Annotated in this window: 27 protein-coding genes; 17 read left to right on the top strand and 10 right to left on the bottom strand. The window is 66.7% G+C overall.

The window, feature by feature from the left end; genetic code table 11:
• Nucleotides 1–86: 86 nt before the first annotated feature.
• From ABZ720_RS08795 to ABZ720_RS08785, 3 genes are all read left to right on the top strand, one after another.
• The gene (locus ABZ720_RS08795; RefSeq protein WP_366555141.1) at nt 87–1,868 is read left to right on the top strand and encodes an IlvD/Edd family dehydratase; all 1,782 of its coding nucleotides are present in this window, start codon (nt 87–89) and stop codon (nt 1,866–1,868) included.
• 77 nt (nt 1,869–1,945) lie between these two features.
• A complete protein-coding gene (locus tag ABZ720_RS08790) occupies nt 1,946–2,578 on the top strand; it encodes an SGNH/GDSL hydrolase family protein (RefSeq protein ID WP_366555140.1) in 633 nt (210 codons plus the stop codon).
• A gap of 108 nt (nt 2,579–2,686) precedes the next feature.
• Nucleotides 2,687–3,910: an aminopeptidase P family protein gene (locus ABZ720_RS08785; RefSeq protein WP_366555139.1), complete on the top strand. Its 1,224-nt coding sequence runs from the start codon at nt 2,687–2,689 to the stop codon at nt 3,908–3,910.
• Between the two features lie 23 nt (nt 3,911–3,933).
• On the opposite strand, the gene ABZ720_RS08780 is transcribed toward ABZ720_RS08785, so the two are convergent.
• The 3 genes from ABZ720_RS08780 to ABZ720_RS08770 form a co-directional block, all read right to left on the bottom strand.
• Complete coding sequence (locus ABZ720_RS08780) at nt 3,934–4,491, bottom strand: disulfide bond formation protein B (RefSeq protein ID WP_366555138.1); 558 nt, start codon at nt 4,489–4,491, stop codon at nt 3,934–3,936.
• 9 nt (nt 4,492–4,500) lie between these two features.
• Nucleotides 4,501–4,656 (bottom strand): DUF5993 family protein, encoded by a 156-nt coding sequence (locus ABZ720_RS08775; RefSeq protein WP_366555137.1) that lies wholly within the window; start codon nt 4,654–4,656, stop codon nt 4,501–4,503.
• Between the two features lie 109 nt (nt 4,657–4,765).
• On the bottom strand, nt 4,766–5,446 hold the full coding sequence (locus tag ABZ720_RS08770) for a DUF6134 family protein (protein ID WP_366555136.1): 681 nt from the start codon (nt 5,444–5,446) through the stop codon (nt 4,766–4,768).
• 115 nt (nt 5,447–5,561) lie between these two features.
• On the opposite strand from ABZ720_RS08770, the gene ABZ720_RS08765 reads away from it, so the two are divergent.
• From ABZ720_RS08765 to ABZ720_RS08755, 3 genes are read left to right on the top strand one after another with little or no spacing between them, the layout of a single operon-like run.
• Nucleotides 5,562–5,738, top strand: coding sequence for a hypothetical protein (locus ABZ720_RS08765; protein WP_366555135.1), 177 nt, complete (start codon nt 5,562–5,564; stop codon nt 5,736–5,738).
• A 45-nt stretch (nt 5,739–5,783) separates the two neighbouring features.
• Nucleotides 5,784–7,064, top strand: coding sequence for a UDP-N-acetylglucosamine 1-carboxyvinyltransferase (murA, locus tag ABZ720_RS08760; RefSeq protein ID WP_366555134.1), 1,281 nt, complete (start codon nt 5,784–5,786; stop codon nt 7,062–7,064).
• 35 nt (nt 7,065–7,099) lie between these two features.
• Nucleotides 7,100–7,654: a DUF2948 family protein gene (locus ABZ720_RS08755; protein WP_366555133.1), complete on the top strand. Its 555-nt coding sequence runs from the start codon at nt 7,100–7,102 to the stop codon at nt 7,652–7,654.
• Nucleotides 7,655–7,668: 14 nt separating this feature from the next.
• Here the strand turns inward: ABZ720_RS08755 and ABZ720_RS08750 are convergent, their stop codons facing one another.
• Nucleotides 7,669–8,778 carry a mandelate racemase/muconate lactonizing enzyme family protein gene (locus ABZ720_RS08750; RefSeq protein WP_366555132.1) on the bottom strand — a complete coding sequence of 370 codons (1,110 nt, stop codon included), beginning with the start codon at nt 8,776–8,778 and terminating at the stop codon, nt 7,669–7,671.
• Nucleotides 8,779–8,969: 191 nt separating this feature from the next.
• On the opposite strand from ABZ720_RS08750, the gene ABZ720_RS08745 reads away from it, so the two are divergent.
• The gene (locus ABZ720_RS08745) at nt 8,970–10,178 is read left to right on the top strand and encodes an iron-containing alcohol dehydrogenase (RefSeq protein WP_366555131.1); all 1,209 of its coding nucleotides are present in this window, start codon (nt 8,970–8,972) and stop codon (nt 10,176–10,178) included.
• A gap of 65 nt (nt 10,179–10,243) precedes the next feature.
• On the opposite strand, the gene ABZ720_RS08740 is transcribed toward ABZ720_RS08745, so the two are convergent.
• Together ABZ720_RS08740 and ABZ720_RS08735 are read right to left on the bottom strand one after the other, a co-directional pair.
• Nucleotides 10,244–10,669, bottom strand: coding sequence for a type II toxin-antitoxin system MqsA family antitoxin (locus ABZ720_RS08740; protein WP_366555130.1), 426 nt, complete (start codon nt 10,667–10,669; stop codon nt 10,244–10,246).
• On the bottom strand, nt 10,662–10,979 hold the full coding sequence (locus ABZ720_RS08735) for a type II toxin-antitoxin system MqsR family toxin (RefSeq protein ID WP_366555129.1): 318 nt from the start codon (nt 10,977–10,979) through the stop codon (nt 10,662–10,664). Before ABZ720_RS08735 ends, ABZ720_RS08740 begins: the two co-directional genes overlap by 8 nt.
• Before the next feature lie 384 nt (nt 10,980–11,363).
• Between ABZ720_RS08735 and ABZ720_RS08730 the strand changes: the two genes are divergently transcribed.
• Nucleotides 11,364–11,519 (top strand): hypothetical protein, encoded by a 156-nt coding sequence (locus ABZ720_RS08730; protein ID WP_366555128.1) that lies wholly within the window; start codon nt 11,364–11,366, stop codon nt 11,517–11,519.
• A gap of 42 nt (nt 11,520–11,561) precedes the next feature.
• On the opposite strand, the gene ABZ720_RS08725 is transcribed toward ABZ720_RS08730, so the two are convergent.
• The 3 genes from ABZ720_RS08725 to ABZ720_RS08715 form a co-directional block, all read right to left on the bottom strand.
• Nucleotides 11,562–12,173 carry a pyridoxamine 5'-phosphate oxidase family protein gene (locus ABZ720_RS08725; RefSeq protein WP_366555127.1) on the bottom strand — a complete coding sequence of 204 codons (612 nt, stop codon included), beginning with the start codon at nt 12,171–12,173 and terminating at the stop codon, nt 11,562–11,564.
• On the bottom strand, nt 12,170–13,390 hold the full coding sequence (locus ABZ720_RS08720; protein WP_366555126.1) for an acyl-CoA dehydrogenase: 1,221 nt from the start codon (nt 13,388–13,390) through the stop codon (nt 12,170–12,172). The genes ABZ720_RS08725 and ABZ720_RS08720 overlap by 4 nt, the downstream gene beginning before the upstream one ends.
• 229 nt (nt 13,391–13,619) lie before the next feature.
• Nucleotides 13,620–14,642, bottom strand: a complete 1,023-nt coding sequence (locus ABZ720_RS08715) for an NAD(P)/FAD-dependent oxidoreductase (protein WP_366555125.1) — start codon at nt 14,640–14,642, stop codon at nt 13,620–13,622.
• 185 nt (nt 14,643–14,827) lie between these two features.
• Between ABZ720_RS08715 and tsaE the strand changes: the two genes are divergently transcribed.
• The 5 genes from tsaE (at nt 14,828) to ABZ720_RS08690 (ending at nt 18,350) form a co-directional block, all read left to right on the top strand.
• Nucleotides 14,828–15,313: a tRNA (adenosine(37)-N6)-threonylcarbamoyltransferase complex ATPase subunit type 1 TsaE gene (gene tsaE, locus ABZ720_RS08710; protein WP_366555124.1), complete on the top strand. Its 486-nt coding sequence runs from the start codon at nt 14,828–14,830 to the stop codon at nt 15,311–15,313.
• Nucleotides 15,310–16,326, top strand: a complete 1,017-nt coding sequence (locus tag ABZ720_RS08705) for an aminoglycoside phosphotransferase family protein (protein WP_366555123.1) — start codon at nt 15,310–15,312, stop codon at nt 16,324–16,326. The genes tsaE and ABZ720_RS08705 overlap by 4 nt, the downstream gene beginning before the upstream one ends.
• A complete protein-coding gene (locus ABZ720_RS08700; RefSeq protein ID WP_366555122.1) occupies nt 16,323–17,063 on the top strand; it encodes a nucleotidyltransferase family protein in 741 nt (246 codons plus the stop codon). The genes ABZ720_RS08705 and ABZ720_RS08700 overlap by 4 nt, the downstream gene beginning before the upstream one ends.
• A 194-nt stretch (nt 17,064–17,257) precedes the next feature.
• Nucleotides 17,258–17,467, top strand: a complete 210-nt coding sequence (locus tag ABZ720_RS08695; protein ID WP_275823760.1) for a DUF3126 family protein — start codon at nt 17,258–17,260, stop codon at nt 17,465–17,467.
• Nucleotides 17,415–18,350 carry a hydroxypyruvate isomerase family protein gene (locus tag ABZ720_RS08690; RefSeq protein ID WP_366555121.1) on the top strand — a complete coding sequence of 312 codons (936 nt, stop codon included), beginning with the start codon at nt 17,415–17,417 and terminating at the stop codon, nt 18,348–18,350. Before ABZ720_RS08695 ends, ABZ720_RS08690 begins: the two co-directional genes overlap by 53 nt.
• A 38-nt stretch (nt 18,351–18,388) precedes the next feature.
• On the opposite strand, the gene glpK is transcribed toward ABZ720_RS08690, so the two are convergent.
• Nucleotides 18,389–19,873, bottom strand: coding sequence for a glycerol kinase GlpK (gene glpK / locus ABZ720_RS08685; RefSeq protein WP_366555120.1), 1,485 nt, complete (start codon nt 19,871–19,873; stop codon nt 18,389–18,391).
• A 245-nt stretch (nt 19,874–20,118) separates the two neighbouring features.
• Between glpK and glpD the strand changes: the two genes are divergently transcribed.
• The 4 genes from glpD (at nt 20,119) to ABZ720_RS08665 (ending at nt 25,521) form a co-directional block, all read left to right on the top strand.
• Nucleotides 20,119–21,663, top strand: a complete 1,545-nt coding sequence (glpD, locus tag ABZ720_RS08680) for a glycerol-3-phosphate dehydrogenase (protein WP_366555119.1) — start codon at nt 20,119–20,121, stop codon at nt 21,661–21,663.
• Nucleotides 21,664–21,909: 246 nt separating this feature from the next.
• Nucleotides 21,910–22,698, top strand: a complete 789-nt coding sequence (locus ABZ720_RS08675; RefSeq protein ID WP_366555118.1) for an ABC transporter ATP-binding protein — start codon at nt 21,910–21,912, stop codon at nt 22,696–22,698.
• Nucleotides 22,688–24,643: an AMP-dependent synthetase/ligase gene (locus ABZ720_RS08670; protein ID WP_366555117.1), complete on the top strand. Its 1,956-nt coding sequence runs from the start codon at nt 22,688–22,690 to the stop codon at nt 24,641–24,643. The genes ABZ720_RS08675 and ABZ720_RS08670 overlap by 11 nt, the downstream gene beginning before the upstream one ends.
• On the top strand, nt 24,643–25,521 hold the full coding sequence (locus tag ABZ720_RS08665; protein WP_366555116.1) for a branched-chain amino acid ABC transporter permease: 879 nt from the start codon (nt 24,643–24,645) through the stop codon (nt 25,519–25,521). Before ABZ720_RS08670 ends, ABZ720_RS08665 begins: the two co-directional genes overlap by 1 nt.
• Nucleotides 25,522–25,523 lie beyond the last annotated feature (2 nt).

The raw sequence follows: 25,523 nt of genomic DNA, 5'->3' as shown, positions 1-25,523 counted from the left end.
CATTCATCGGACAAATACTTGCCAAGCCTTTCCAACGCGCCCTAAGCTGCGACGGATCAATGGCCTTGAGCCAGATGGAGGACCCGATGGGAGATACCCGCGCACACAAGAAGTTCCGCTCGCAGGAGTGGTTCGATAATCCCAACAATCCGGGGATGACCGCGCTCTATGTTGAGCGCTATCAGAACCAGGAGTACACCCGGGACGAACTGCAGGGCGAGCGCCCGGTCATCGGCATCGCCCAGACCGGCAGCGACCTGGCCCCCTGCAACAAGATCCACGTTTTCCTGAAGGAGCGGGTGAAGGCGGGCATCCGCGATGCCGGCGGCATCCCCATGGAGTTCCCCGTCCATCCGATCCAGGAAACCGGCAAGCGCCCCACCGCGGCGCTGGACCGTAATCTGGCCTATCTCGGACTGGTCGAGGTGCTCTACGGGTACCCCATTGACGGCGTCGTGCTCACCACCGGTTGCGACAAGACCACGCCGGCCATGCTCATGGGCGCGGTGACGGTGGACCTGCCGGCGATCGCGCTCAACGGCGGCCCGATGCTGGACGGCTGGTGGAAGGGCAAGCGCGCCGGCTCGGGCACCATCGTCTGGGAAAGCCGCCGCCTGCTGGCCGAAGGCAAGATCGACTACGACGAGTTCATGAACCGCGTCTGCGCCAGTGCCCCCTCCCTGGGGCACTGCAACTCCATGGGCACCGCCAGCACCATGAACGCCATGGCTGAGGCCCTGGGCATGACGCTGCCGGGCAGTTCGGCCATTCCCGCGCCCTTCCGCGAGCGCATGGCCATGGCCTACGAGACCGGCCGGCGCATTGTCGAGATGGTCTATGAGGACCTCAAGCCCTCGGACGTCCTCTCCCGCGAGTCCTTCGAGAACGCCATTGTGGTGAACTCGGCCATCGGCGGCTCCACCAACGCGCCGCCGCATCTCCAGGCCGTGGCGCGCCACGCAGGTATCGATCTGCACGTCACCGATTGGCAGAAGATCGGCTTCGAGGTGCCGCTGCTGGTGAACATGCAGCCGGCGGGCGAGTACCTGGGCGAATCCTTCTTCCGCGCCGGCGGCGTGCCGGCGGTGATGGGCGAACTGCGCAAGGCGGGCTATATTCGCGAAGACGCCATGACCGTGGCCGGCAAGCCGATGCGTGAGACCTTGGCCGCCTGGGAGAGCGAGGACACCGAGGTGATCAAGACCTGCGCCGAGCCGCTGCGCGAGAAGGCCGGCTTCCTGGTGCTCTCGGGCAACCTTTTCGAGTCCGCGTTGATGAAGACCTGCGTGATCTCTGACGACTTCCGCCAGCGCTATCTCTCGGAGCCGGGCAAGGAGAACATCTTCGAGGCCCGGGCCGTGGTCTTCGAGGGGCCGGAGGACTATCACGACCGCCTCAACGATCCCGCGCTCGAGATCGATGACCGCACGATCCTCTTCATCCGCAACGTCGGCTGCGTCGGCTATCCCGGCTCGGCCGAGGTGGTGAACATGCAGCCGCCGGATGCGCTGCTGCGCGAGGGCGTCACCCACCTGCCCACCGTGGGCGATGGCCGGCAGTCGGGCACCTCCGAAAGCCCCTCCATCCTCAATGCCTCGCCGGAATCGGTGGTGGGCGGCGGGCTCGCCCTGCTGAATACGGGCGATCGGGTGCGCCTCGACCTCAACAACTCCACCATGGATGCCCTGGTGGACGATTCCGAGTGGGAGGCCCGGCGGGCCGCCTGGACGCCGCCGGAGATCGTGAACTACACGCCCTGGCAGGAGATCTATCGCGCCAATGTGGGCCAGCTTGCCGAGGGCGGTTGCCTGGAGCTGGCGACCGCCTACCAGCGGGTGGCCCGCAACCTGCCGCGCGACAACCACTGACTCGTGGCTCACGGGCGCAGGGGAGTTGATCTCTCCCCTGCGCCTGGGCTTCGAGAGAAGCGAGAGGGACGCCAGCCATGCCCTGCCTGCTCGCGTTCGGTGACAGCAACACCCATGGCCTGAAGCCCATTGTCCGGCGCGGCGACTATGCCCGCCATGGCCCGCAGGCGCGTTGGCCCACGGTCTGCGCCGCAGCCCTCGGCTCGGAGTGGTCGCTGGTGGAAGAGGGTCTGCCCGGCCGCACCACCCAGTTTGACGATCCGGTGATGGGCGCGCACATGAATGGGCGCAGCGGCCTGCACATGGCCCTGCTCAGTCACGGTCCCATCGATCTCCTGGCCTTGATGCTGGGCACCAACGACTGCAAGACCCGCTTCGCCCCGACGCCCGAGCGGGTGACGGCCGGGATTGCCGGCCTGCTGGACATCACGCTCTCGCCGGATATCCAGGCGCGCCACGGCGGCTTTGACATCCTGCTGATCTGCCCGCCCTCGGTGGAGGAAACCGGCGTGCTGGCCGGCGAGTTCTGGGGGGCGACTGCGGTCAGCCGGGAACTGGCAGCCCACTACAGCGCCCTGGCGGATGCCCGCGGGCTCAGGTTCCTCGATGCCGGCTGGGTTGCCACCGTGAGCCCGATAGACGGCGTCCACCTCGAACCCTCCGCCCACCAGGCGCTGGGCACGGCCGTGGCCGAGTCCATCCGGCGTTAGATCGAATCTTATGAGGCGAACTCATGCTGACACGAGAAAGCTTCCTTTGAAAAGGTGGCCAAACGGACCTCAGTCTCGAATAAAACTTGATGCGAATGGGGAGCCGAGATGGAGCGCGAGCGCTTTCAAGACTATCGTGGGAACGGCGAGAAGGCCCAGCCGACCTTCTCGGCCGCGGAAATGCAGCGCCGGCAGGATGCCATCCGGCAGCACATGGCGGAGGCGGGCATCGATGCCGCGCTCTTCACCTCCTATCACAACATCAATTACTACTCGGACTTTCTCTACTGCTACTTCGGCCGGCGCTATGGCCTGGTGATCGACCATGAGACGGCCACGACGATCAGCGCCGGGATCGACGGCGGGCAGCCCTGGCGGCGCAGCTTCGGCGACAATGTCACCTACACCGACTGGAACCGGGCCAACTACTTCCATGCCGTGCGCAAGCTGGCGGGCGGCGCCAGGCGCATCGGCATCGAGTTCGATCACGTCAATCTGGAGCTGATGCAGCTGCTTGAGCACGCGTTCCCCGGCGTCGAATTCGTCGACATCGCCGCACCGGCCATGCGCCTGCGCATGATCAAGTCTCAGGAGGAGATCGCCCACATCACCGAGATGGCGCGCATCGCCGACCTTGGCGGCGCGGCCTGTGTCGAGGCGACGGCGGTGGGCGTGCCGGAGCATGAGGTGGCGCTGCACTCAACGGCAACGATGGTGCGGGAGATCGCACGGTCCTGGCCCCATGCCGAGCTGATGGACACCTGGACCTGGTTCCAGTCCGGTATCAACACCGATGGCGCGCACAATCCGGTCACCAGCCGCCGCATCGAGCGCGGCGACATCCTCTCGCTCAACTGCTTTCCCATGGTGGCCGGCTACTACGTGGCCCTGGGGCGCACGCTCTTCGCCGAAACGGCGAGCGATGCCCATCTGCGGCTCTGGGAGTTCAACTGCCGGGCCCATGACCGGGGCAAGGAGCTCTTGGTGCCGGGCCGGAAATGCTCGGAAATCGCCATGGAGCTGAACGAGCTCTACGCTTCGGAGGACCTGCTGCAGTATCGCTCCTTCGGCTACGGCCATTCCTTCGGCGTGCTGTGTCACTGCTACGGCCGGGAGGCGGGCCTCGAGTTGCGCGAGGATTGCGAGACGGTGCTGGCGCCGGGCATGGTCGTTTCCATGGAGCCGATGATCACCCTTCCGGAGTCCGAGCCGGGCGCCGGCGGCTATCGTGAGCACGACATTCTCGTGATCACCGAAGACGGCAACCGCAGCATCACCGGCTTCCCCTACGGCCCGGAGCACCTGATCGTGCAGGGCAAGAGCGCGGCGTAGGTCTGCCGCTGCGGGCCGACCGGTCAGTCCGTCTCGAAAAGCTCGTAGCCCAGGGGGTCGTCGGGGCAGAGGCCCAGTTCGCATTCGGCGAAGGTCGAGCCGGCATTGCCCAACGCCATGAGCAACAGCAGGCCGACAGCGAGCTTGCCCAGTAGGGGTGTGGATCGCCAGGTGGGGCCAGATTCCGACCTGGCGCCCCTCGCCTCGAAGAGCAGCAGGACGGCGCAGCCGACGATGATCGCCGCGAAGGCGATGAAGGCCCAGGTATAGAAGTGCAGGCCGAAGAGCGGCTCGCCATAGCTGCCGCTGCCCGGCACGATGTGCAGCAGCATCTGCCGTGCCGAAAGGCTTGCGCCTGCCACGGCTCCGAGCAGCGTGAGGCCGTAGTGGGTCGGCCGGCTGCCGAAAACCGCGTTCAGCGCAAAGCCGCAGCCCGCGAGGAGGAAGGCGACCCGCTGCAGCAGGCACAGTGGGCAGGGAATGTCGCCGAAGACGATTTGATCCAGGAAAGCGAAGCCGAGCAGGCCGGCAATGGCGAGGCCGGCGAGGGCATTGAGCTGGCGCAGCAGGTAGGGGGACATGGCGGCGGCCTAGAACTGCAGCGGCAGGGGATCGCTGGCGTGCAGGTAGAAGAGCAGCAGCAGCCAGGCCAACGCCGCCCCCCAGAACCCGAGCATGAGCCCGCGCCGGCCGCACAGCAGCGCGATCAGGCCGCCGGAGATCAGCGCGAACGGCAGTGCCATCATGGAGTGCCCCCTCCCCCCAAAAGGATTACCAGGACTGCGCTATACCGCTTCTGGCGAGAGGTCAATGGGTTCCGCGGTAGGCAGAAGCAGGAGTCCGGGGACGGCGGGGCTACTCGCGCAGGTACTCGATGTCGCGGCCTTCGTAGTTCAGGATCATGCGCAGCAGCCGCTCGCTGCCCGGTTCGTACCAGAGGCGGGAATCCATGTCGTCGCCCTCGAGGCTCCAGTGCTCGGCCTCTATCGGCCCTGTGGCCGGCGTCTCGATGGACTGGGTGCCGTGCGTGTGAACGGCAGGCTCGCGCGGTTTGCCGTTGCGCGGCGAGATCAGCACCGGGGCCTGCAGCGAGGCCTTGCGCCAGCCGCTGCCCGGCATGGCGTCGCGGGGGATTTCGTAGTCCCGGCCCTGATTGTCCACCAGATAGATGACATCGCCCTCGGCGCGCGCCGTGATGCTGCGTCGGCGCGGCTCGTAGTAGCCGCTTTCGTTGGCGATCTCGAGGCTGTGTAGCAGGCCGTCGCGATAGACTTCGGTGCTGGACTGACGAATACGGGTCACCGGCACCGGCCCAATCCGCACCGTGGCCTCTCCCTCCTGCTGGGCGACAACCTCCGAGCCCTGCCGGCGCACGCGCAGGAAGTGCTGGCCGATGGTGGCGTTACCCAGGCGGATGGCGAAATAGGTTTCGTCCACGACCTCGACCTCGGGCACCGTGCCCCAGGCTGCAGGCGGCATCAGCGCCGACAGTCCGGTAGCGGCGAGGCCGAGGAGGAAGGGTCTGCGTGCGATCATGCTGCATGAGATCGGCTCGCACGCGCCAAGGTCAAGAGCAAGCAGGGCAGCTTTGTGCCACCTCGTCCATTCCGGCGCCTTGACCTCGCCCCATTCCCGATTGAGATTGCCGGCCATGTCGAAGGACGAGACCAGCTCCCCGGCGAAGGGCAAGCCGTCGGCGCAGGGCGCGAAGCAGCAGGAGCGCGAGGCGCGGCTGGCCGCCGCCTTGCGCGAGAACCTGCGCAAGCGCAAGGCGCAGGCCCGTGCGCGGGTCGAGCGGGCCCCGGCCTCGGACGAGGGGAAATCCTGACCGCAGCCCGCGCGGCACCACCGATCAACAACCTGCCCGGAACTCATGGACCGAATTCTCATTCGCGGTGGCCGTCCGCTCAACGGCGCGATCCAGATCAGTGGATCGAAGAATGCCGCCTTGCCGCTGATGGCGGCCGCCCTGCTCACGCCTGAGCCGCTGCGCCTGAGCAACCTGCCGCGCCTGGCCGATATCGCCTCCATGCGCCAACTGCTCACCGGCCTGGGGGCGGAGGTTGCGGAAGTGCGGCCCGCGGCGGGGGAGCAGGGGCTGGTGCTCGAGATTCAGGCCGGCGATGTTGCCTCCCTGCGCGCGCCCTATGATCTTGTGCGCAAGATGCGCGCCTCCGTGCTCGTGCTGGGGCCGCTGCTGGCCCGCTTCGGGCAGGCCGAGGTTTCGCTGCCGGGCGGTTGCGCCATCGGCACCCGGCCGGTCGACCTGCACCTTTCGGCCATGGAGGCCATGGGTGCAGAGATCGCCATCGAGGGCGGCTACATCCATGCCAGCGCTCCCAAGGGGCTGACCGGCGCCGAGGTGGTCTTTTCCACCGTCTCCGTCGGCGCAACGGAGAACGCCATGATGGCGGCCGCCCTGGCCCAGGGGGAAAGCCGCCTGGTCAATGCCGCGCGCGAGCCCGAGATCAGCGATCTTGCCGTCTGCCTGCGCGCCATGGGAGCCGAGGTCGAAGGGGAGGGCAGCGAGATCATCACCATCCGCGGGTGCAACAACCTGCAGGGGGCGAGCCACCCGGTGATCGCCGACCGCATCGAGGCGGGAACCTTCCTGATGGCCGCAGCGATTACCGATGGCGAACTGCGCTTGGACGGCGCCCAGGCAGCGCATCTGGAGCGGCCTATCGCGGTGCTGCGGCAGGCGGGCGTCACCGTGGAGGAAAGCGACGGGATCCTGCTGGCTCGGCGGCGCAATGGCCGGCTGCGCGGCAGCGACGTGATGACCGAGGCCTTTCCGGGGTTTGCCACCGATCTTCAGGCCCAGTTCATGGCGTTGATGACCACTGCCGAGGGCGCGTCGATGATCACGGAAACGATTTTCGAAAATCGTTTCATGCATGTGCCGGAGCTGATCCGCATGGGCGCGGACATCACGATTCACGGGGCTTCCGCACTCGTACGCGGGCAGCGACGCCTCACCGGGGCCGAGGTGATGGCCACGGATCTGCGCGCCTCGGTATGCCTCGTGCTGGCCGGATTGGCCGCAGAGGGTGAAACTGTGATCAACAGGATATATCATCTCGACCGAGGTTATGAGCGAATCGAGGCCAAGCTGGCCGCTTGCGGGGCGGAGATTGAACGATTAACGAGCTGACTGACACTCGGACGGGAGAGGCGCCGCCGGCGCCCTTGAAGCTGCGCGCGCATGACGTGGCGGACATGGATGTGATCGCAGCCTGCGTCCAGGATGCGCTGGTGCCCTTGCGCGATGTCCGCTGGATGAAGCGCGAGAAGCGCTTCGTCATGGTGCTGAACCGCTTCCTGTGGGAGCGGGCGGGCAAGGACGCGCTGGAATCTGAAAGCAGGTCTGAGGGTGATGGCCCGGCGCAAGCCAAGCCGGGTTCGGGCGAGCCTGGTGCCGATGCGTCGGGAGGCGATGAACTGGGGGGCGATGCCAGCTTCGAGGATGCGGACGCCCGGCCGGTCAATTGGCGCAGCAATGCCGCCCTGGTCTTCGACAAGGTGCGCCGGGTGCAGGCGCTGGGCGTCGACCTGACGGCCCGCGACCAGTTCCTCAATCTCCTGACCATCGCCAGCGAGCCCAAGTGCATCACGCTGCACTTCTCGGACCATGCGCGCATCCGCCTGGAGATGGCGGACATCCGCTGCCACCTCACCGACCTGGGCGAACCCTGGCCCACCTGGTCGGTCCCCGAGCACCGCGAAGCAGCGGAGTCGGACTGAGTTCCGGCTGCGGCCTATGCGATGCGCGTGGACTCCAGATGGTCCTCGTCCAATTCCAGGCCGAGCCCGGGCTCTTCGCTGAGCTGCAGCCACCCGTCCTCGCCGGCGATCAGCGGCTCGACCAGCGGGAAGTCGCGCCGTTCCGGCGTCCAGGTAGGCGGGTCGAAGGGGAATTCCAGATAGCGTGAGCCGGCGCAGCCGGCGGCCAGATGGGCGTTGGCCAGCAGGCCGATGCCGTTGCCCCAGGTGTGCGGCGTGAACTCGAGTCCGCACGCCAGTGCCTGATCGGCGATGCGGCGCAGGCCGGTGATGCCGCCGGTCACCACGGCGTCCGGCTGCAGCACGTCCAGGCAGCGGCGGTCGATCAACTCGCGCAGCTCGTGCAGCTCCCGGGTCATCTCCCCCCCGGCGATGCGGATCGTGGTGCTCTCGCGCAAGCGCCGCATGCCCTCGTAGTCGCCGCGGTGCAGCGGCTCTTCCATCCAGTAGACGTCCAGGCCTTCCAGCTCGCGCGCCACCGCCTGGGCCTGTTTCAGGCTCCAGGGCTGGGCCGTGTCCCAGGGCATGCGCCAACCCTGATTGCAGTCGACCATCAAGGCCAGGGAGTCGCCCACGGCGTCGCGCACCGCGGCCAGCACGTCGATGTCATCGCGCCAGCGCTTGCGCTGGAAGCGGATCTTCAGGGCGGTGAAGCCCTCCTCGGCGACAAGCTGCGCCAGGTCGGCCAGTTCCTCGGGGTCGCGCAGGCTGCCCGACGAGGCATAGGCATGCACGCCATCCGACCGGCCGCCCAGGAGCCGCCAGAGTGGCTGCCCGGTGATCTGCCCGAAGAGGTCCCAGAGCGCGATGTCGAGCGGCCAGCAGCGTCCGTAGTGAAAGGAAAGGTTCTCGATCACCCGGAAGTGACGCTCCAGGTCGCGCGGGTCACGCCCGATGAAGAGCTCCTCGTGGCCGGCAAAGCCCGCCATGGCATCGCCCGAGCCCACGCCCACCAAGCCTTCGTCGGTCTCGATGCGGACCAGGTGGACGTCGAAATGGCGTCGCACCCGCGTGTCCCAGGAGGGATGGAAGGGCGGATCCAGCTCCAGCCGATGCCGGCTCTGTTCGATGCGGGTGATCTTCATGGCCTTGCCCCCTTGCAGCCCGGTTTGCCGCGCCTTTGTGAAGCCTGCGATGTGGCGGGGCGGGGGTCAACGCACTTTCAACCGCATCGCGCATCGGCCGGCACTGGACAGGCGCCTTTCGGCGTCGCACCGTCCCGCCCTGGTGCGGATCAAGCCCGTGACTCCGCAACGGCACACCGAGGAACCCGCCCATGTCCGAACCACCGAGCGTTATGCCCATCGAGGTTGCCTTTCCGCGCCTGCACTTCGGCCTCGGCTGCCTGGAGCGGCTGCCCGCCATTTTGGCGCAGGCTTGCGGTCCCGTGGCGCGGGTTCTGCTGTTGGTGGACCCGGGAGTTGCGTCCAGTGGGGAGCGAGCGGCCGAAGCGCTGCGCCAGGCCGGCCATGAGGTTGCGGTGATGGCGAATGTGCGCAGCGACCCCCTGGCCGAAGACATCGATGCCGCTGCGGGTGAAGCGCGGGCTTTCGGCGCGCAAGCGGTGGTCGGCCTGGGCGGCGGCTCGGCGCTGGACATGGCCAAGCTGGTGGCCGCAACGGCGCCTGCGCCTGATGGGGTCGCTGGCTATTGCCTCGGTGCGCGCGCCTTTCCCGAGGGCGCCCTGCCGACGGTGCTGATCCCCACCACCGCCGGCACCGGCTCGGAAGCCACGCGCACGGCGATCCTCACTCTGGCATCCGGCGCCAAGGTTTGGGCCTGGGGAGAGGGCCTGCGCGCCCGCGCTGCGCTGCTGGATCCGGAACTCACCCTCAGCCTCCCGCCGGCGCTTACGGCCGCGACCGGTGTCGATGCCCTGGTGCACGCAATCGAGGCAGTGACCTCGCGGCGCAGCCATCCTCTGGTGGGCGCACCGGCCCTGCAGGCCATCCGCCTGGTGCGCCGCGCCTTGCCACGCGCCCTGGCAGTGCCCGACGACCTGGAGGCTCGCGGGGAGATGCTGCTGGCCTCCTGGCTGGCGGGGCAGGCAATCGATCTGGCCGGGACTGGCGTTGCCCATGCCCTGGGCCACGCGCTGGGGGTCTTGGGACATGTGCACCACGGCCGCGCAGTGGCGATGAGCCTGCGGGTCGCGCTCACCGGCAATGCGGCTGCGGCACCCGCGGCTCATGCGGAGGTGGCCCGGGCCTTCGGGTTCGACGGCAGCGATGAGGCCGGCCTGGCCGCTGCCCTGCCGCAGGCCTTCGAAGCCTTTTTGCAGAGCCTGGGAGTCGATCTGGATCTTTCTGGCAGCGGGCTGGTGCCCCGGGCGCTGGTCGCCCAGACCCTGGCGCCGGAGAACCGCCCCATGCTGGACGCCAACTGCCGCGCGCTGGATCAGGCGGACCTGCTTCGTCTGGCCGAAGCCCTCCTGGCGCCGCCGGTCGCGGCCGCTGCGCCCTTAAACGGTGCCCGCCCGATCTGACTCACTGTGTGAGAGTTCCAGGGACGACAGTGTCAGTTCGCTGCACGAGCTGGGATCAGTAAAATTCAGGCGGCTGCGTGATGGTCCTCGTTTCGGGACCTCAGAATAGCCAGGTTCTCGGGATTTCTGTCTAGAAGCAGTAAGGCGCTTGCGACTGCTTTACTCACTAGAATTTCCCCACTTTCATATTTCTGGAAAGCGTTGGGGCCACCACCGATTATCGTCCCGGCTTCTCTCTGTGTGAGTTTCAAGCGCTTGCGAATGCGCTTGACCGTTTCAGGCAAAAGCAGGCCCTCGACCTGAGCCTTCAAGCGATTGAGTGCCCGGTCGGAAACGATCATGTCCTTGCCAGTGTGAACACCTTCGCCGCAGTGCTCACAATACCAACCGGGCATATCAACTTCGAGCGAGTGGTCCTGGTACTCGATTGTCATTGGACGGATGTCGCGCACCATAGGGTGTCCGGATTTTGGACAGATTTGTTCAGCCATCGCCTTTCTCCTTGAATGAGAGCAGCAAGAACTCGGTCATCACGTCCGCCGTGAACTTGACGTACAAAACCCCGGCCTCCGACGGCACATGATAAACATCCTGCCAGACGCGATGATCGGCGTATGAGGTCATGGACTTCACAAACTGCCGCCGTTCCATGGACTGAATCGTCGCGACAATCTCACGACGACCGAAACCAAGCGAAGCTGCGGTTCGGATGGCCGTGCTCGTTGCCACCAGGCGATCGGCGGACCAAAAGGCCTCCTGGATCGCAGCCAGGTCGTAGGTTGGCTTTCGCTTCTCAGCCATACCGCAATTTAGCACCACTATGGTGTATTTTCAAGAATGAGGGTTGAGAGCTTTAGGGTACATCGATGTTTGGGGGTGAAGGCCACAGGGTCCGCAGCTTTATCGGTTTCTGCCGCTTCTCGGTTCTGCCCACCCATGATCTCCATCAAGATTCATACGGAGAGGTCGGCCGAGCAGGCGATGGCGCGAAGCAAATTGGGTGAATGGGACAAAGTGGACAGACGGCACTAATAGGACTATCGCTGTTCCTGCTTGACCTGCGGTTCGATGGTGCGAGCGCTCTTGGGCGTCACAACCGACGCCGTGCGTGCAAAGGCGCAGGCTGCGGGCAGGCGCTTCAGTCAAGAACTCTACGACCAAACCGACGTAGACGGAGTGGTCTACATGTCGCGCATCACCAACAAGCAGTGCGTCGCCATCTATGACCGCGCCGTGCCAAGCAGCATCAACGCGGACAGCCCGGCAACGAATCTCCCTGAACTCGCGTGCCTTCTGTCCGTCATCAAGGAGTTGCACATCACGGTCATAGGAAAGGCGTGACGGGCCGTTTCCCAAGGCCGGGTGACAGGCGCTCTTCCCCTCTCAGTAGAGCCGTGTGCGGTAGGCTTCTTCCAGGCGTTCTTCCTGCTCGCGCGCGTTCAGCCCCTGGATCTGGTCCGCCAGAATCCGACCCAGTGACGGCAGTGACCTCCGGTCCACCTGGCTTTCCTGTGCCCAGAGCTTGGAGCGGATCAGCGCCTTGCCGCAGTGCATGTAGGCCGTCTCCACCTCCACCAGGATGGCGCTGACCGCCGGCTTGCCCTGGACTGCCAGGTCCGCCAGCACCTCCGGCTCGGTGACGATGCGCCCGCGGCCGTTGATCCGCAGGGTCTCGTTCATCCCCGGAATCATGAACAGCAACCCGATGCCCGGGTTCTCCAGCAGGTTGGAGAGACTGTCCACGCGGCGGTTGCCCGGCCGGTCGGGAATCAGAAGGTGCCGGTCGTCCAGCACCTTGACGAAGCCCGGCGGGTCGCCGCGGGGGCTGACGTCCTGCTCCCCGCGGGCGTTTGCCGTGCCGATGATCACGAAGGGTGCAGCGGCGATCAGCGTGCGACAGTGCTCATCCAGCCGGTCGATCTGCTTGCGCTGGGCCGTTTCGCTGGGCTCGCCGTAGTGCTCGCGCAGCGACTGAACGCTGTCGACCTCGCTCATCCGAACGCCTGAATGCCGGTCTGGGCCCGGCCCAGGATCAGGGCATGGACGTCATGGGTGCCCTCGTAGGTGTTGACGGCCTCCAGGTTCATGACGTGACGGATGACATGGAACTCGTCGGCGATGCCGTTGCCGCCGTGCATGTCACGGGCGACGCGGGCGATATCGAGCGCCTTGCCGCAGGAGTTGCGCTTCGCCAGGGAGATGGCCTCGGGCATCATCTTGCCCTCGTCGATCAGCCGTCCGATGCGCAGGCAGGTCTGCAGGCCGATGGTGATCTCGGTCTGCATGTCGGCCAGCTTCTTCTGCATGAGCTGCGTGGCGGCCAGCGGGCGGCCGAACATCTTGCGGTCCAGGGTGTACTGCCGCGCGGCGTGCCAGCAGAACTCGGCCGCGCCCAGTGCGCCCCAGGCGATGCCGTAGCGCGCCCGGTTGAGGCAGCCGAAGGGCCCGCGCAGGCCCGAGACGTTGGGCAGCAGGGCGTCTTCCGGCACCTCGACATTGTCCATGACGATTTCGCCGGTGGTCGACGCGCGCAGCGAGAACTTGCCCTCGATCTTTGGCGCGGAAAGGCCCTTCATGCCCTTCTCCAGCACGAAGCCGCGGATCTTGCCGTCCTCGGTCTTGGCCCAGACCACGAAGACGTCGGCGATCGGCGAGTTGGTGATCCACATCTTGGTGCCGTTCAGCACATAGCCGCCGTCCACCTTCTTCGCGGTGGTGCGCATGGAGCCGGGGTCGGAACCGGCGTCGGGCTCGGTCAGCCCGAAACAGCCCACCCACTCGCCGCTGGCCAGCTTCGGCAGGTACTTGTCGCGCTGCGCGTCGGTGCCATAGGTGTGGATCGGGTGCATGACGAGGGAAGACTGCACGCTCATGGCCGAGCGATAACCGCTGTCCACCCGCTCCACCTCGCGCGCGATCAGGCCGTAGCAGACGTAGTTGACGCCGGCGCAGCCGTACTTCTCCGGCAGCGTCGCGCCCAGGAAGCCCAGTTCGCCCATCTCGTTCATGATCTCGCGATCGAAGCGCTCATGGCGATTGGCTTCCAGGACCCGCGGCATCAGCTTGTCGCGGCAGTAGTCGCGGGCTGCGTCGCGCACCATGCGCTCGTCTTCCGTAAGCTGCTCGTCGAGCAGGAGGGGATCTTCCCAGACGAAAGGCGTGGCGGTGTCGCTCTTGATCTTGTCCTGGGCCGGCTGGGCGGCTGGGCTCATAACGCGGGTCTCCGTCGATGATTGGCCTTGAATGGGTCTTCTTGCCTGGCGCTCGCAGCACAGCCCGGATCGGCAAGACAGGGCTCGCGATCACTCGGCTTGCCGGCGCCGGACCTTGTCCGCAGTAACGGCACTGCACAATGGCATAGCGCCCGCGAACCGGCAAGCAAGCGCCGGGCGCCGGGACCATCGTTGGAACGGCTGAGAGGCCTGGTCCAATCGCCGAGGGTCAGAACCCTGGCACGCCCTTGGTGGTCGAGTACTCCCAGTGCAGCTCCTCGTCAGGATGGACCAGGGGATGAATGGCGTGGGCGGCGCTCGCGGCCTCGGCAAAGCCGGTGAGGATCAGCTTCAGCTTGCGCGGATAGTCCGCGATGTCGCCGATGGCGAAGACGCCGGGCAGGGAGGTCTCGCAGGTGGCTGGATCCACCGCGACCTGCCCCTTGTGCAGCGCAAGCCCCCACTCGGCGATGGGCCCCAGGTTCATCGACAGCCCGAAGAAGGGCAGCAGGGTGTCCGCATCCAGCCGCCGCTCCTGTCCGTCCAGGTCCCGCGCCACCACGGCCGAGAGCTGTCCCGCCTCGGTATCGCCTTCCAGACGGTGGAGCTGGCAGGGCACCACCAGCTCGACCTTGCCCGCCTCGGCCAGGGCATGCAGCCGGGCGACCGACTCCGGCGCACCGCGGAATTTGGCGCGGCGGTGGATCACGTAGACCTTCTCGGCGATGTCGGCGAGCAGGATGGACCAGTCGAGCGCCGAATCGCCTCCGCCGGCAATGACCACCCGCTTGCCGCGCAGGTTCTCGGGCTGGGTCACGGCATAGAAGACCGACCGGTCCTCATAGTGCTCCAGATCGGCCAGCGGCGGTCGGTTGGGCCCGAAGGCCCCGGCGCCGGCGGCGATGATCACCGCCTTGGCCTGGATGACCTGGCCCTTGGAGGTGGTGAGCCGCCAGCCTTCGTCCCGCCGTTCCAGGCCGACCACGCTCTGCCCAAGATGATAGCCCGGCTCGAAGGGCGCGGCCTGTTCGCGCAGGCGCTCGATGAGTTCGCCGGCGCCGATCCGCGGATAGCCGGGAATGTCGTAGATCGGCTTCTCGGGATAGAGCGCGGCACACTGTCCGCCGATGACATCGAGGGAATCGATCACCTGGCAGCGCATGCGCAGCATGCCGCATTCGAAGACGGCGAAAAGACCGACCGGTCCGGCACCGACGATAGCAACATCGCTGTTCAAGGGCTGCGCGGGCATGAGCACTCCGAAGCGGGGTCGCACTGGGAAAGGGTTTGGCGCGGGGGGTGCCCGCGCAGGATCGGAAGATGGCCGGGCGGAGCCGGGGATGCAACTCCGCCGGCGCGCATGCTCGTGGTGCGGGCCGACGCGCAAGTCGTTCTTGGGCGTTGCGATGACGCTGAAGCCCCGTGTAGAACCGCTCCATGCCGCAGTCGTCAGCACCGGACGCGCTCACCTTCGATCTGCCCGACGAGGCAGCCACGGCCGCGCTCGCGCAGCGGCTGGCGCCGCTTTTGCGGACCGGTGACGTGATCGCGCTGTTCGGTGACCTGGGTGCCGGTAAGACGGCCTTCGTGCGCGCCCTGGTGAATGCTTTGCCCGGGCCGGTGGAGGAGGTGCCAAGCCCCACCTTCACCCTGGTGCAGACCTATCACCGCGGGGAACTGGAGCTATGGCATTTCGATCTCTATCGACTGGAAGCGGCCGATGAAGCCTGGGAACTGGGACTGGAGGAAGCCTTGGCCGAGGGCGTGAGCCTGATCGAATGGCCGGAGCGGCTGGGCGCAGCCCTGCCCGCTGAGCGCCTGGAGGTGCACCTCCAGCACGCGGAGGAGGGCCGACGGGCCAGTCTCTGCGGCAGTGGGGCATGGCAGGCGCGGTTGCGCGATTGGCAGGAGGGGCCGGCGTGACACCCTCGCGCAGAGCCGCGGCCGGGGACTTCCTCGGTGCGGCTGGTTGGACCGGCGCCGACATCCGGCTGCTCGCCGCCGATGCCTCTTTTCGCAGCTATCATCGGGTGACGTCGGGAACGCGACAAGCCGTCTTGATGGATGCGCCCCCGGATCGGGAAAAGCCCGAGGCATTCCGGCAAGTGGCGGAGATACTGGCCGCCCTGGAGCTTTCAGCCCCACGCGTACTGGCGGCCGACCTGGAGCAGGGGTTCCTGCTGCTGGAGGATCTGGGCGATCGTACCTTCACCCGGGCCCTGGCCGAGGGAGCGGATGAAAGCGCGCTCTATCAACTGGCCACCGACACCCTCATCGTGCTGCACCGCCGCTGGGATCCGGCGTTGGGCGCCGGTCTGTCGGCCTTCGACGCGCGCTCCCTGCCGTTGGAGGCGGAGCTGCTGCTGGACTGGATGGTGCCGGCCTTGACCGGCCGCGACGCCGACGACCTGATGCGCGAGCGTTTCCGCGAAGCCTGGGAGGCGGTGCTGCCGCCGGCCTTCGCCCTGCCGCCCACCCTGGTGCTGCGCGACTACCACGTGGACAATCTGATGGTCCTGTCCGAGCGGCCCGGGGTAACGGCCTGCGGGCTGCTGGATTTCCAGGACGCGGTCCTGGGGTCGCCGGCCTATGATCTGGTCTCCCTGCTGCAGGATGCCCGGCGCGACGTGCCGGCGGAGGTCGAGCGCGCCATGTTCGAGCGCTACTGCGTGGCCTTCGCCGGCGAGATCGACCCGCAGACCCTGGAAGCCGCCTATTGGGTGCTCGGCGCCCAGCGCACCGTGCGCATCCTAGGGGTCTTCGTGCGGCTCGACCGCCGGGACGGCAAGCCGAGTTATCTCAGGCACGTCCCGCGCCTCTGGCGCCTGCTGGATCGAGCCCTGGAGCGGCCGGAGCTGGCGCCGCTCAACGACTGGTTTGCGCGCTATCTGCCCGGTGAGCTGCGCCGGGTACCGGACAGGGGAGCCGCCGCATGATCCGACCCACCCGCGCCATGCTGCTGGCCGCCGGCCGCGGCGAGCGCATGCGTCCGCTCACGGACAAGACCCCCAAACCTCTGCTGCCCGTACAAGGACGCTCCCTGGCCGAACGGGCGCTAGACCGACTGGCCGAGGCCGGGGTGGAGCAGGCGGTGGTCAATCTGCATCACCTGGGTGAAGAGCTGCGCCGCTGCCTTGCGGAGCGCAATCGGCCTCAGGTGATCTTCTCTGAGGAGCTGGACCTGCTTGATACTGGCGGCGGCGTGGCCAAGGCGCTTCCCCTGCTGGGCGATACAGCCTTCTTCGTGGTCAACGGCGATGCGCTCTGGCTCGACGGGGCGGAGCCGGCGCTGGAGCGTCTCTGTGCGGCCTGGGACGAAGCGCAGATGGACGCGCTTTTGCTGCTGCAGCCGACGGTCTCCGCGCTTGGTTTCGAGGGGCTGGGGGATTTCTTCCTCACGCCGGATGGCCGGGTGCGGCGCCGGATCGAACGCGAGGTGGCGCCCTTCGCCTATGCCGGAGTGCAACTGGTGCATCCGCGCCTGCTCCGGGACGCGCCGTCGGGCGCCTTTTCCTTCAATCTGCTTTGGGACCGCGCGCTGGAGAGCGAGCGCCTTTGGGGCCTGCGCCATGAGGGCCCCTGGTATCATGTGGGCACGCCCGAGGCGCTGTCCCTGGCGGAGCAGGAACTGACCTATGAGCTGGGCGCGCCGCGCCCTGAGCGCGCCGATTGACGGCCGCAGGGCTGGCCCAGGCCTTGCGTCCGGCAGTCTGCGGTCCCACAACAGGGGCCCCGACTCCGGCGCGGGATGCAGACACTGCGCTCGTGAAGCATCGTAGACGGGATGTAGGCGAAACGTGGGGAGAGGTGGCTTCGCCGACCTCCCGTACAAAAGTATCAGAGTGGAAGTATCAGGAGAGTGTGTTCATGACCCCGAATGAGATCGCCAAGGTGCAGAGCTATCTGCGCCGCACCTTCGAGAGCGACAGCATCTCCATTCAGGCGCCCGCCAAGGCTGGCGCGCCCATCGAAGTTTATTCCGGGGAGGAGTTTGTCGGCGTCCTGCACCGCGATGAAGAGGACGGTGAGGTCTCCTACGACCTGCACATCTCAATCCTGGCTGAAGACCTGGAGTGACGCGCCGGCGGGGATGAACGGCCGGGCGCAGCGCCTGGCCGATACGCAATGGGCGGCCGTGGTGCCGGCCGTGAACAAGAGGGAGGAGGGCGTTTCCGTGTACCTGGCAGCCAACCTGTCGATGCTGTTCGATGACCGGCCCATGAGCGAGCGCTTCGGCGCCGCGGCCGCGGCCGGCTTTTCCACCGTCGAGATCCAGTTCCCGCACTTCCATCCGCTGGAGGAACTGCAGCGTGCGCGCGATGCGGCGGGGGTGGACATCGTCCTGATCAACGTGCCGGCCGGCGATCCCGAAGCGGGCGAAGCCGGTATGGCCAGCCTGCCCGGCCGCGAGACCGACTTCCGAGCGGCGGTCGACACCTGCCTCGACTACGCGCGCGGCCTGGGCGCGCGCAAGATCAATGTCCTGGCCGGAAAGCCGCCGGCCGATGCGCCGCGCGAGGAGATCTGGAAGACCCTGACCGGCAATCTGCGCCTGGCCGCCGACCGCCTGGGCGAAGCGGGCCTGGCCGTGCAGGTGGAGGCAATCAACCCAGTGGACGTGCCGGGCTTCTTCCTGAATTCTCTCGATGCCGGGCTGGAGGCGCTGGCCCGCGCGGAGCGTGAGAATCTGCAACTGCAGTTCGACTTCTACCACATGGCCATCACCGAGCCGTCGCTGAACGAGGCGATCACCCGTGCCGGGCCCCACATCGGTCATGTGCAGTTTGCCGACAATCCGGGCCGGCATGAGCCAGGGACGGGCACGCTGGACCTGCTCTCGGCCATCGCCGCCCTGCGGGCCACGGGCTACGACGATGCCCTGGCGGCGGAGTACCGGCCTGCCGGGCGCACGGAAGACGGCCTGGGCTGGATGGCGGACTTCACCCGCGCCATCAGCTGAGGCGCTGGATTGGGAGTCACTGGTGCAGTGATGACCCGTTAGCCGGTGCGCACCCGTGCCACGGCGGCGTCCCAGCCCTGCAGGAGTTGCTTGCGGTCCTGTTCGGCCAGGCGCGGCTCGAAGCGGGCCTGGTGGCGCCACTGCCCGGCGATCTCTTCCAGCGAGCCGTAGAGCCCGGCCTGCAGGCCGGCCAGGTAGGCCGCGCCCAGGGCCGTGGTTTCCGGCACCTCCGGCCGGTCCACCGGGATGGCCAGGATGTCGGCCAGGAACTGCAGCATCCAGTCATTGGCCACCATGCCGCCGTCGACCCGCAGCGCCTTGGGGCGCACCCCGTCCTCGGCCATAGCCTCGAAGAGGTCGCGGGTCTGGTAGCAGACCGATTCCAGTGCCGCGCGGGCGATCTGGGCCGGCCCCGTGTCGCGCGTCAGCCCGAAGAGCCCGCCGCGCGCAGCTGAATCCCAGTAGGGCGCGCCCAGGCCGGTGAAGGCCGGGACGAGATAGACCCCGGCGTTCGATTGCGTGCTGCGGGCCAGGGCCTCGGTGTCCGAGGCGCGCTTGATGATGCCGAGGCCATCGCGCAGCCACTGCACCGTCGCGCCCGAGATGAAGATCGAGCCCTCGATGGCGTAGGTGGTCTTGCCGCCGATGCGATAGCAGATGGTGGTCAGCAGCCGGTTGCGCGACAGCACCGGCGTTTCCCCGGTGTTGAGAATGACGAAGCAGCCGGTGCCGTAGGTCGACTTGATAGAGCCTTCGCTGAAGCAGGTCTGCCCGATGGCAGCGGCCTGCTGGTCGCCCGCCATGCCCAGGATGGGGATGGGCCGACCGAAGAGCTCCGGGTCGGTCGTGCCGAAGTCGGCGGTGCAGTCCTCGACCCGCGGCAGCAGCGCTTCCGGCACCCGGTAAAGGCGCAGCAGCTCGGGGTCCCAGGCCATGTCGTGGATGTTGTAGAGGCCGGTGCGGCAGGCGTTGGTGGCGTCGGTGGCGTGCACCCGGCCGCCGGTCAGGCGCCAGAGCAGGAAGCTGTCGATTGTGCCGAATGCCAGGTCGCCGCCCTCGGCCTTGAGCCGGGCGCCGTCCACATTGTCCAGGATCCAGGCGATCTTGGTGGCGGAAAAGTAGGGGTCGATGCGCAGGCCCGAGCGCTCGGCCACCATCTGCTCCACCTCCGGGCTGCGCAGCTTGTCGCAGACGGCGGCGGTGCGGCGGTCTTGCCAGACGATGGCGTCGTGGATCGCGCGGCCGCTGTCGCGTTCCCAGACCACGCTGGTTTCCCGCTGATTGGTGATGCCGATGGCCCTGACGGTCAGGCCCTTGGCCTCGGCATCGCGCAGGGCGGCGCGGCTGACCGTCAGGGTGCTGGCCCAGATCTCTTCGGGATCGTGCTCGACCCAGCCGTCGGCGGGATAGATCTGCCGGAACTCGCGCTGGGCGCTGGCCCGCGGCCGGCCGTCACGGTCGAACACGATCGCCCGTGTGCTGGTCGTTCCCTGGTCGATTGCCAGAATGCAGTCTTCCGCCATGCCACCCTCGTCCCTTGCTTGCCGGCGCATCCCGCGCGGTCTTTGCCTGCCGTTATCTTCGATAGCGAAAGGCGGGCGTCAACCATTCCATCTCCCGCCTCGCTCCCGCCTGCACTCCTGCCCTGGCCGGGCCCTCGGCTGTCATAGTGTTTTCACTTTCGAACAGACTTGTGTTCGCTTAGATTTCGTTTTCCGCAAGACGCGCAATTGGCGCGTGGTGGCGAACCTTGCTGGGTGTGAAACAAGTGGCAGAGGCCCTGACCTTCGATCTTCTGGTGATCGGTGGCGGCATCAACGGCGCGGGCATTGCGCGCGATGCGGCCGGCCGTGGCCTGCGTGTGTTGCTGTGCGAGCAGGGGGATCTGGCCGGCGCCACCTCCTCGGCCAGCACCAAGCTGATTCACGGTGGTCTGCGTTATCTCGAATACTATGAGTTCAAGCTGGTGCGCGAGGCCCTGCGCGAGCGGGAGGTGCTGCTGCGCGCGGCGCCGCACATCGTCTGGCCGCTGCGCTTCGTCCTGCCGCACGATGCGGGGCAGCGGCCGGCCTGGATGATCCGCCTGGGCCTCTTCCTCTATGACCACCTGGGCGGGCGCGAGCGCCTGCCTGCTTCGCGCGGCCTCGACCTCCGGCGCGATGTGGCCGGCGAGGCGCTCAAGCCCGCGTTCGGCAAGGCCTTCGAATATTCGGACTGCTGGGTGGAGGATGCGCGCCTGGTGGTGCTGAACGCCCGCGACGCTGCCGAGCGCGGCGCCGAGATCCGGGTGCGCACGCGCTGCATCCATGCCCGCCGCGTCGAGGGCGGCTGGGAGGCGATCCTGGAGGGGCCCGCCGGGCGCCAGCAGGTCTTCGCCCGCGCGCTGGTCAACGCGGCCGGCCCCTGGGTCAACAGCGTGCTCGGCGAGACCATCGGCCTGGAACGGCCGGGCGGCATGCGCCTGATCAAGGGCAGCCACATAGTCGTGCGGCGCATCCAGAATCACGACCGCGCCTACATTTTCCAGAATCCCGACAAGCGCATCGTTTTTGCCATTCCCTACGAGCGTCACTTCACCCTGATCGGCACCACGGACATTCCCTACGAGGGCGATCCGGCGGCTGTCGCGATCGACGAGGGCGAGACGCGCTATCTCTGCGAGGCGGTGAACCGCTACCTGCGCAGCAGCGTAAGCCCCGCCGACGTGGTCTGGACCTATTCCGGCGTGCGGCCGCTCTACGACGACCGGAACGCCAACGCCTCGGCGGTGACCCGGGACTATGTCTTCGACCTGGATGGCGACAGCAAGGAGCGGGCGCCGCTGCTCTCGATCTTCGGCGGCAAGATCACCACCTACCGCAAGCTGGCCGAACACGCACTCGAGCGCCTTCAGCCGATGCTGGGCGTCGAGGCAGCCGCCTGGACCGCGCAGGCACCGCTGCCCGGCGGCGACATGCCCGGCGCGGACTTCGACGCCTATCTCCGTGAGCTGCAGAGCCGCCATCCGGCCTTCCCGCCGGACCTGCTGCGCCGCTGGGCCCGGGCCTACGGCACGCGCAGCGAAAGCCTGCTGCAGGGCGCCGACACGCCCGCCGATCTGGGCGAGGACTTCGGCGGCGGTCTCTATGAAGCGGAGTTGAATTACCTGGCGACGCAGGAATGGGCGACCACCGCAGAGGACGTGCTCTGGCGCCGCTCTAAGCTGGGTTTGCACCTGCCCGAGGGAACGGCGGAGAAGGTGCAGCGCTGGTTCCAGGGCACGCCTGACGTCTCTGCGAAGGAGTTGGTGCAGGGGACGTCGCTGCCGTCCTGACGCCGTGGGCGTTTGTTGCGTTTTGGGCAAGCGTTGCAACTGCCCCGTTTACAAGATTCGCGAAGCGGCTGTAGACTTTCTTCCGTATTATGATGAAGCGGGCTGTCCGAAGGAACGCACAGCAAGATGCGTCGGCCAGCCGATTTTCATGCAAGCTGTGGGAGGGGCACGCGTGACGCACTCGCCGACTGCACTTCCTGTCACCGCTTCGGGTGGCAGCCGCATCTGCGGGCGTGACGGTTGACGATGGCGTCCGGGCAGGAGCCGATTCTCGTCTGCAGCAATGTCAGCCGCTGGTTCGGGGGTCTTCATGCCCTGAAGGACGTGTCGGTGACAATCGGCAAAGGGGATATCTTCGGTCTCGTCGGACCCAATGGGTCTGGCAAGACCACCCTGGTCAACGCCATCACCGGCTTCTATCCCCCGCAAGAAGGGTCCATCACCTTCGAAGGGCGCAGGCTCAACGATCTGAAGCCCCATCGCATCGCCCGCTGCGGGATCGCTCGCACCTTCCAGAATGTTGCGCTTTTCCGCGGGATGAGTGTGCTCGACAACATCCTGATGGGCCGCCACATTTTCATGAATCCCAATCCGCTCGCGTCCCTGTTCTATTGGTGGTGGGCGCAGCGCGAGGAGATCGCGCATCGGCGGAAAGTGGAGGAGGTCATTGACCTTCTGCAGTTGGAAAGCGTGCGCGACGAGCATGTCGACGTCATTCCCCTGGGATTGCAGAAGCGCGTGGAACTGGCGCGCGCGCTCTGTGCCGAGCCACGGCTTCTGGTGCTCGACGAGCCCATGGCCGGCATGAATCAGGAAGAAAAGGAATACATGGTCCGTTTCATCCTCGATGCGCAGGAGGCGCTCGGGCTGACGGTCCTCATCATCGAGCATCACATGGATGTCGTGACAGCGATCTGCGGGCGCATCCTCGTGCTGAACAATGGCGCGGCGATTGCCGAAGGGCCGGCCCGGGAGGCGATCGCGGATCCGCAGGTGGTGGAAGCCTACATCGGCAAGGCGCGAGATGTTGCTTGATGCGGAACAAACCCGGTCGGCGGTGAACCTGCATCCGAACTGGAAGGCGGATGACCACCTGATCGCCGTGCTCGCACACAACGCACGCGAGTATCCGGACGAAGTGGCCTTGCGGGAACGCGATCAGGGAATCTGGCAGGAATACACCTGGGCCGACTATCTCGACATCGTGCTGGCCTTTGCCGCGGGCCTGGAAGCAGAGGGTGTCTCACCCGGCGACATCATGATGGTGATCGGCGACAACCGGCCGAACCTCTACTTCGCCATGCTGGGCGCCATCGTCCTGCGGGCCATCCCATCGCCGGCCTATCCCGATACGCCACCCGGTGAGATCGCAGACCAGCTTGCTCGTGAGGACATTGAGCTGGCCATGGGGGAGGACCAGGAGCAGGTCGACAAGCTGCTTCTTGCGCGTGAGAAGCATCCCGCGCTGCGCCTGATCGTTTACGACGACCCGCGCGGCCTGACGACGTCGCCACCACCCGGAACGGCAGCCTTCGATGATATCGCGGCTGCGGGACGGGAGCGCCTCGAGAAGGAACCGGCTTTGCGGGATGCCCTTCTCGCACGGCCGAACGTCCATGACGTCGCGATTCTTCTGCACTCCTCCGGCACGACCGCCACGCCCAAGGGGGTGCCGCTGAAGCATGGACATCTGCTCGCGGGCGTACGCAATGCGGCGGCGGCCGGCTACTTCCGGCAGGGCGAGGTGCATATGGCTTATCTGCCCACTGCCTGGGTCGGGGATTTCGCCTTCTCGGTGGTGGCGGGGCTGGAGCTGCGCTTCATCGTCAACATTCCCGAGTCCCAGGAAACCGCGCTGCATGATCTGCGCGAAATCGCGCCGACACTCTATTTCTCCAGCCCGCGCGCCTGGTCGTCGATGCTGACACGGGTCCAGGTCGGGATTGCGGAATCGACCCCCTTCAAGCGCTGGCTCTATCATGTCTTCATGCCCTTCGCCGTCGAGCTGGAGCGCGCGCGTCTCAAGGGGCGAAAGCCGGGGGTCATGGCACGCCTCAGGCGCGGCCTGGGTGAATTTCTGATCTATCGTCCCATCCGGGATCAACTCGGATTGTCCCGTGTCGAACGGCCCTACACGGCCGGCGAGGCAATCGGTGAAGATGTCTTTCTCTTCTTTCGAGCTCTCGGCCTGGATCTGAGGCAGTTCTACGGACAGACCGAGACCTGCGCCCTGGCCGTTGCCCAGTCGCCCGAAGACATAAGCCTGACCTCGGTGGGGCGCCCCTTCCCGGGTATCGAGGTCAAGATCGACGATAAAGGCGAGATCCTGATCCGCGCCGACAATGTGTTCGATGGCTATTTCAGGGACGAGGCCGCGACCGCCGAGGCGCTGCGCGATGGCTGGCTGCACACCGGAGATGCCGGACAGTTCGAGGAGGACGGCGCCCTGGTCGTTCTGGGGCGCGTATCGGAGATCGTGCATACCGCAAACGGCCGCCGATACATCCCTACCTACATTGAGAACCGACTGAAGTTCAGCCAGTTCATCAAGGATGCCTGCGTGATCGGTGCCGCTCGCCCCTTCATCTCGGCCATCGTCTGCATCGATTTCGAAGCCGTGGGGCAGTGGGCACAGGAGAATGGCATTTCCTACACCTCCTACGCGGACCTCTCCCAGAAGCCCAGCGTCTATGACCTGATCCAAGGCGTTGCGCAGGATGTGAATGGGAAGATGCCCGAAGGCCTTCACGTCGCCCGCTTCGTCAATCTCCACAAGGAGTTCGATCCCGACGACGGGGAGGTGACACGCACCCGCAAGCTGCGCCGGGAGCTGATCGACGAGCGCTACGCGGACATCATCGCCGCCATCTACGACGGGCGGGATGAAGTCGATTACGAGGCGCGCATCACCTACGAGACCGGCCAGACCGGCGTCATCGCCCGCAGGCTGGCCATCCGGACGACAGAGGGGGGCGGGTGATGTACTACTTCGCCGAGCTCGTGATCAACGGGGCGCTGACCGGCCTCATGTACAGCCTGGTCGCCCTGGGCTTCGTGCTCATCTACAAATCCTCCGGCGTTCCCAATCTCGCCGCAGGCGCGCTGGTCATGATCGGGGCCTACATGGTCTGGCTGTTGTCCAGCTATGGGCTGCCGCTGTTTGTCAGCATCCCTGTCGGCTTGGCGATCATGTTCGGGCTCGGCCTGCTGATCGAACGCCTGCTGCTTCGCCGCATGGTGGGCCAGCCGATCATCATGGTGGTGATGCTGACCCTGGGGCTGGAGATCCTGCTGCGCGGTCTGGGTCCGGGACTCCTGGGGGCCGCCCCCAAGCCCCTCGATCTGGGTATCGGGCTCGCTCCGATCATCGTGGGCGACATCTTCATCAACCGCTCCTACCTGGTCGGCGGCGCGCTGGCGCTTTTGATGATCGGTGCTGCGCTGCTCTTCTTCCGCACGCGCCTCGGGACCAAACTGCGCGCGGTTTCCGATGATCACGTATCGAGCTGGGCGGTGGGCATCTCGGTGGAGCGGGCAATCGGCGTTTCCTGGGGGCTTGCCGGCATCGCCGCCGTTGCCGCGGGCGTGCTCTGGGGCTCCGTTCAGGGCGTGGACTGGACCCTCTCGATGCTGCTCTTCCCGGCGGTCGCCGTGGTCATCCTCGGCGGGATCGACTCGATCCTGGGGGTGCTGGTGGGCGGCCTCATCGTCGGCATGCTGGGCAGCATCATCCCGGGCTACGTGGACCAGATCGTGGGCGGCGGGACCCGCGACGTGGTCACCTCGCTGATCATCCTGATCACGATCATGGTGCGCCCCTACGGCATCTTCGGTCGCGAAGACATCGAGAGGATCTGAGC

This window comes from Aquibaculum sediminis, from assembly GCF_040712085.1.
GTDB lineage: Bacteria > Pseudomonadota > Alphaproteobacteria > Kiloniellales > DSM-21159 > Aquibaculum > Aquibaculum sediminis.
The sequence above is the reverse complement of the archived record's forward strand: the minus strand, read 5'-3'. Positions and strand labels throughout refer to the sequence as shown.

What these genes read in the sequence shown, in the direction of transcription:
- ABZ720_RS08795 (WP_366555141.1), top strand. Translation starts at nt 87, where the DNA reads ATGGGAGATACCCGCGCACACAAGAAGTTCCGCTCGCAGGAGTGGTTC.
- ABZ720_RS08790 (WP_366555140.1), top strand. Translation starts at nt 1,946, where the DNA reads ATGCCCTGCCTGCTCGCGTTCGGTGACAGCAACACCCATGGCCTGAAG.
- ABZ720_RS08785 (WP_366555139.1), top strand. Translation starts at nt 2,687, where the DNA reads ATGGAGCGCGAGCGCTTTCAAGACTATCGTGGGAACGGCGAGAAGGCC.
- ABZ720_RS08780 (WP_366555138.1), bottom strand. Translation starts at nt 4,491, where the DNA reads ATGTCCCCCTACCTGCTGCGCCAGCTCAATGCCCTCGCCGGCCTCGCC.
- ABZ720_RS08775 (WP_366555137.1), bottom strand. Translation starts at nt 4,656, where the DNA reads ATGATGGCACTGCCGTTCGCGCTGATCTCCGGCGGCCTGATCGCGCTG.
- ABZ720_RS08770 (WP_366555136.1), bottom strand. Translation starts at nt 5,446, where the DNA reads ATGATCGCACGCAGACCCTTCCTCCTCGGCCTCGCCGCTACCGGACTG.
- ABZ720_RS08765 (WP_366555135.1), top strand. Translation starts at nt 5,562, where the DNA reads ATGTCGAAGGACGAGACCAGCTCCCCGGCGAAGGGCAAGCCGTCGGCG.
- murA (WP_366555134.1), top strand. Translation starts at nt 5,784, where the DNA reads ATGGACCGAATTCTCATTCGCGGTGGCCGTCCGCTCAACGGCGCGATC.
- ABZ720_RS08750 (WP_366555132.1), bottom strand. Translation starts at nt 8,778, where the DNA reads ATGAAGATCACCCGCATCGAACAGAGCCGGCATCGGCTGGAGCTGGAT.
- ABZ720_RS08745 (WP_366555131.1), top strand. Translation starts at nt 8,970, where the DNA reads ATGTCCGAACCACCGAGCGTTATGCCCATCGAGGTTGCCTTTCCGCGC.
- ABZ720_RS08740 (WP_366555130.1), bottom strand. Translation starts at nt 10,669, where the DNA reads ATGGCTGAACAAATCTGTCCAAAATCCGGACACCCTATGGTGCGCGAC.
- ABZ720_RS08735 (WP_366555129.1), bottom strand. Translation starts at nt 10,979, where the DNA reads ATGGCTGAGAAGCGAAAGCCAACCTACGACCTGGCTGCGATCCAGGAG.
- ABZ720_RS08730 (WP_366555128.1), top strand. Translation starts at nt 11,364, where the DNA reads ATGTCGCGCATCACCAACAAGCAGTGCGTCGCCATCTATGACCGCGCC.
- ABZ720_RS08725 (WP_366555127.1), bottom strand. Translation starts at nt 12,173, where the DNA reads ATGAGCGAGGTCGACAGCGTTCAGTCGCTGCGCGAGCACTACGGCGAG.
- ABZ720_RS08720 (WP_366555126.1), bottom strand. Translation starts at nt 13,390, where the DNA reads ATGAGCCCAGCCGCCCAGCCGGCCCAGGACAAGATCAAGAGCGACACC.
- ABZ720_RS08715 (WP_366555125.1), bottom strand. Translation starts at nt 14,642, where the DNA reads ATGCCCGCGCAGCCCTTGAACAGCGATGTTGCTATCGTCGGTGCCGGA.
- tsaE (WP_366555124.1), top strand. Translation starts at nt 14,828, where the DNA reads ATGCCGCAGTCGTCAGCACCGGACGCGCTCACCTTCGATCTGCCCGAC.
- ABZ720_RS08700 (WP_366555122.1), top strand. Translation starts at nt 16,323, where the DNA reads ATGATCCGACCCACCCGCGCCATGCTGCTGGCCGCCGGCCGCGGCGAG.
- ABZ720_RS08695 (WP_275823760.1), top strand. Translation starts at nt 17,258, where the DNA reads ATGACCCCGAATGAGATCGCCAAGGTGCAGAGCTATCTGCGCCGCACC.
- glpK (WP_366555120.1), bottom strand. Translation starts at nt 19,873, where the DNA reads ATGGCGGAAGACTGCATTCTGGCAATCGACCAGGGAACGACCAGCACA.
- ABZ720_RS08675 (WP_366555118.1), top strand. Translation starts at nt 21,910, where the DNA reads ATGGCGTCCGGGCAGGAGCCGATTCTCGTCTGCAGCAATGTCAGCCGC.
- ABZ720_RS08670 (WP_366555117.1), top strand. Translation starts at nt 22,688, where the DNA reads ATGTTGCTTGATGCGGAACAAACCCGGTCGGCGGTGAACCTGCATCCG.
- ABZ720_RS08665 (WP_366555116.1), top strand. Translation starts at nt 24,643, where the DNA reads ATGTACTACTTCGCCGAGCTCGTGATCAACGGGGCGCTGACCGGCCTC.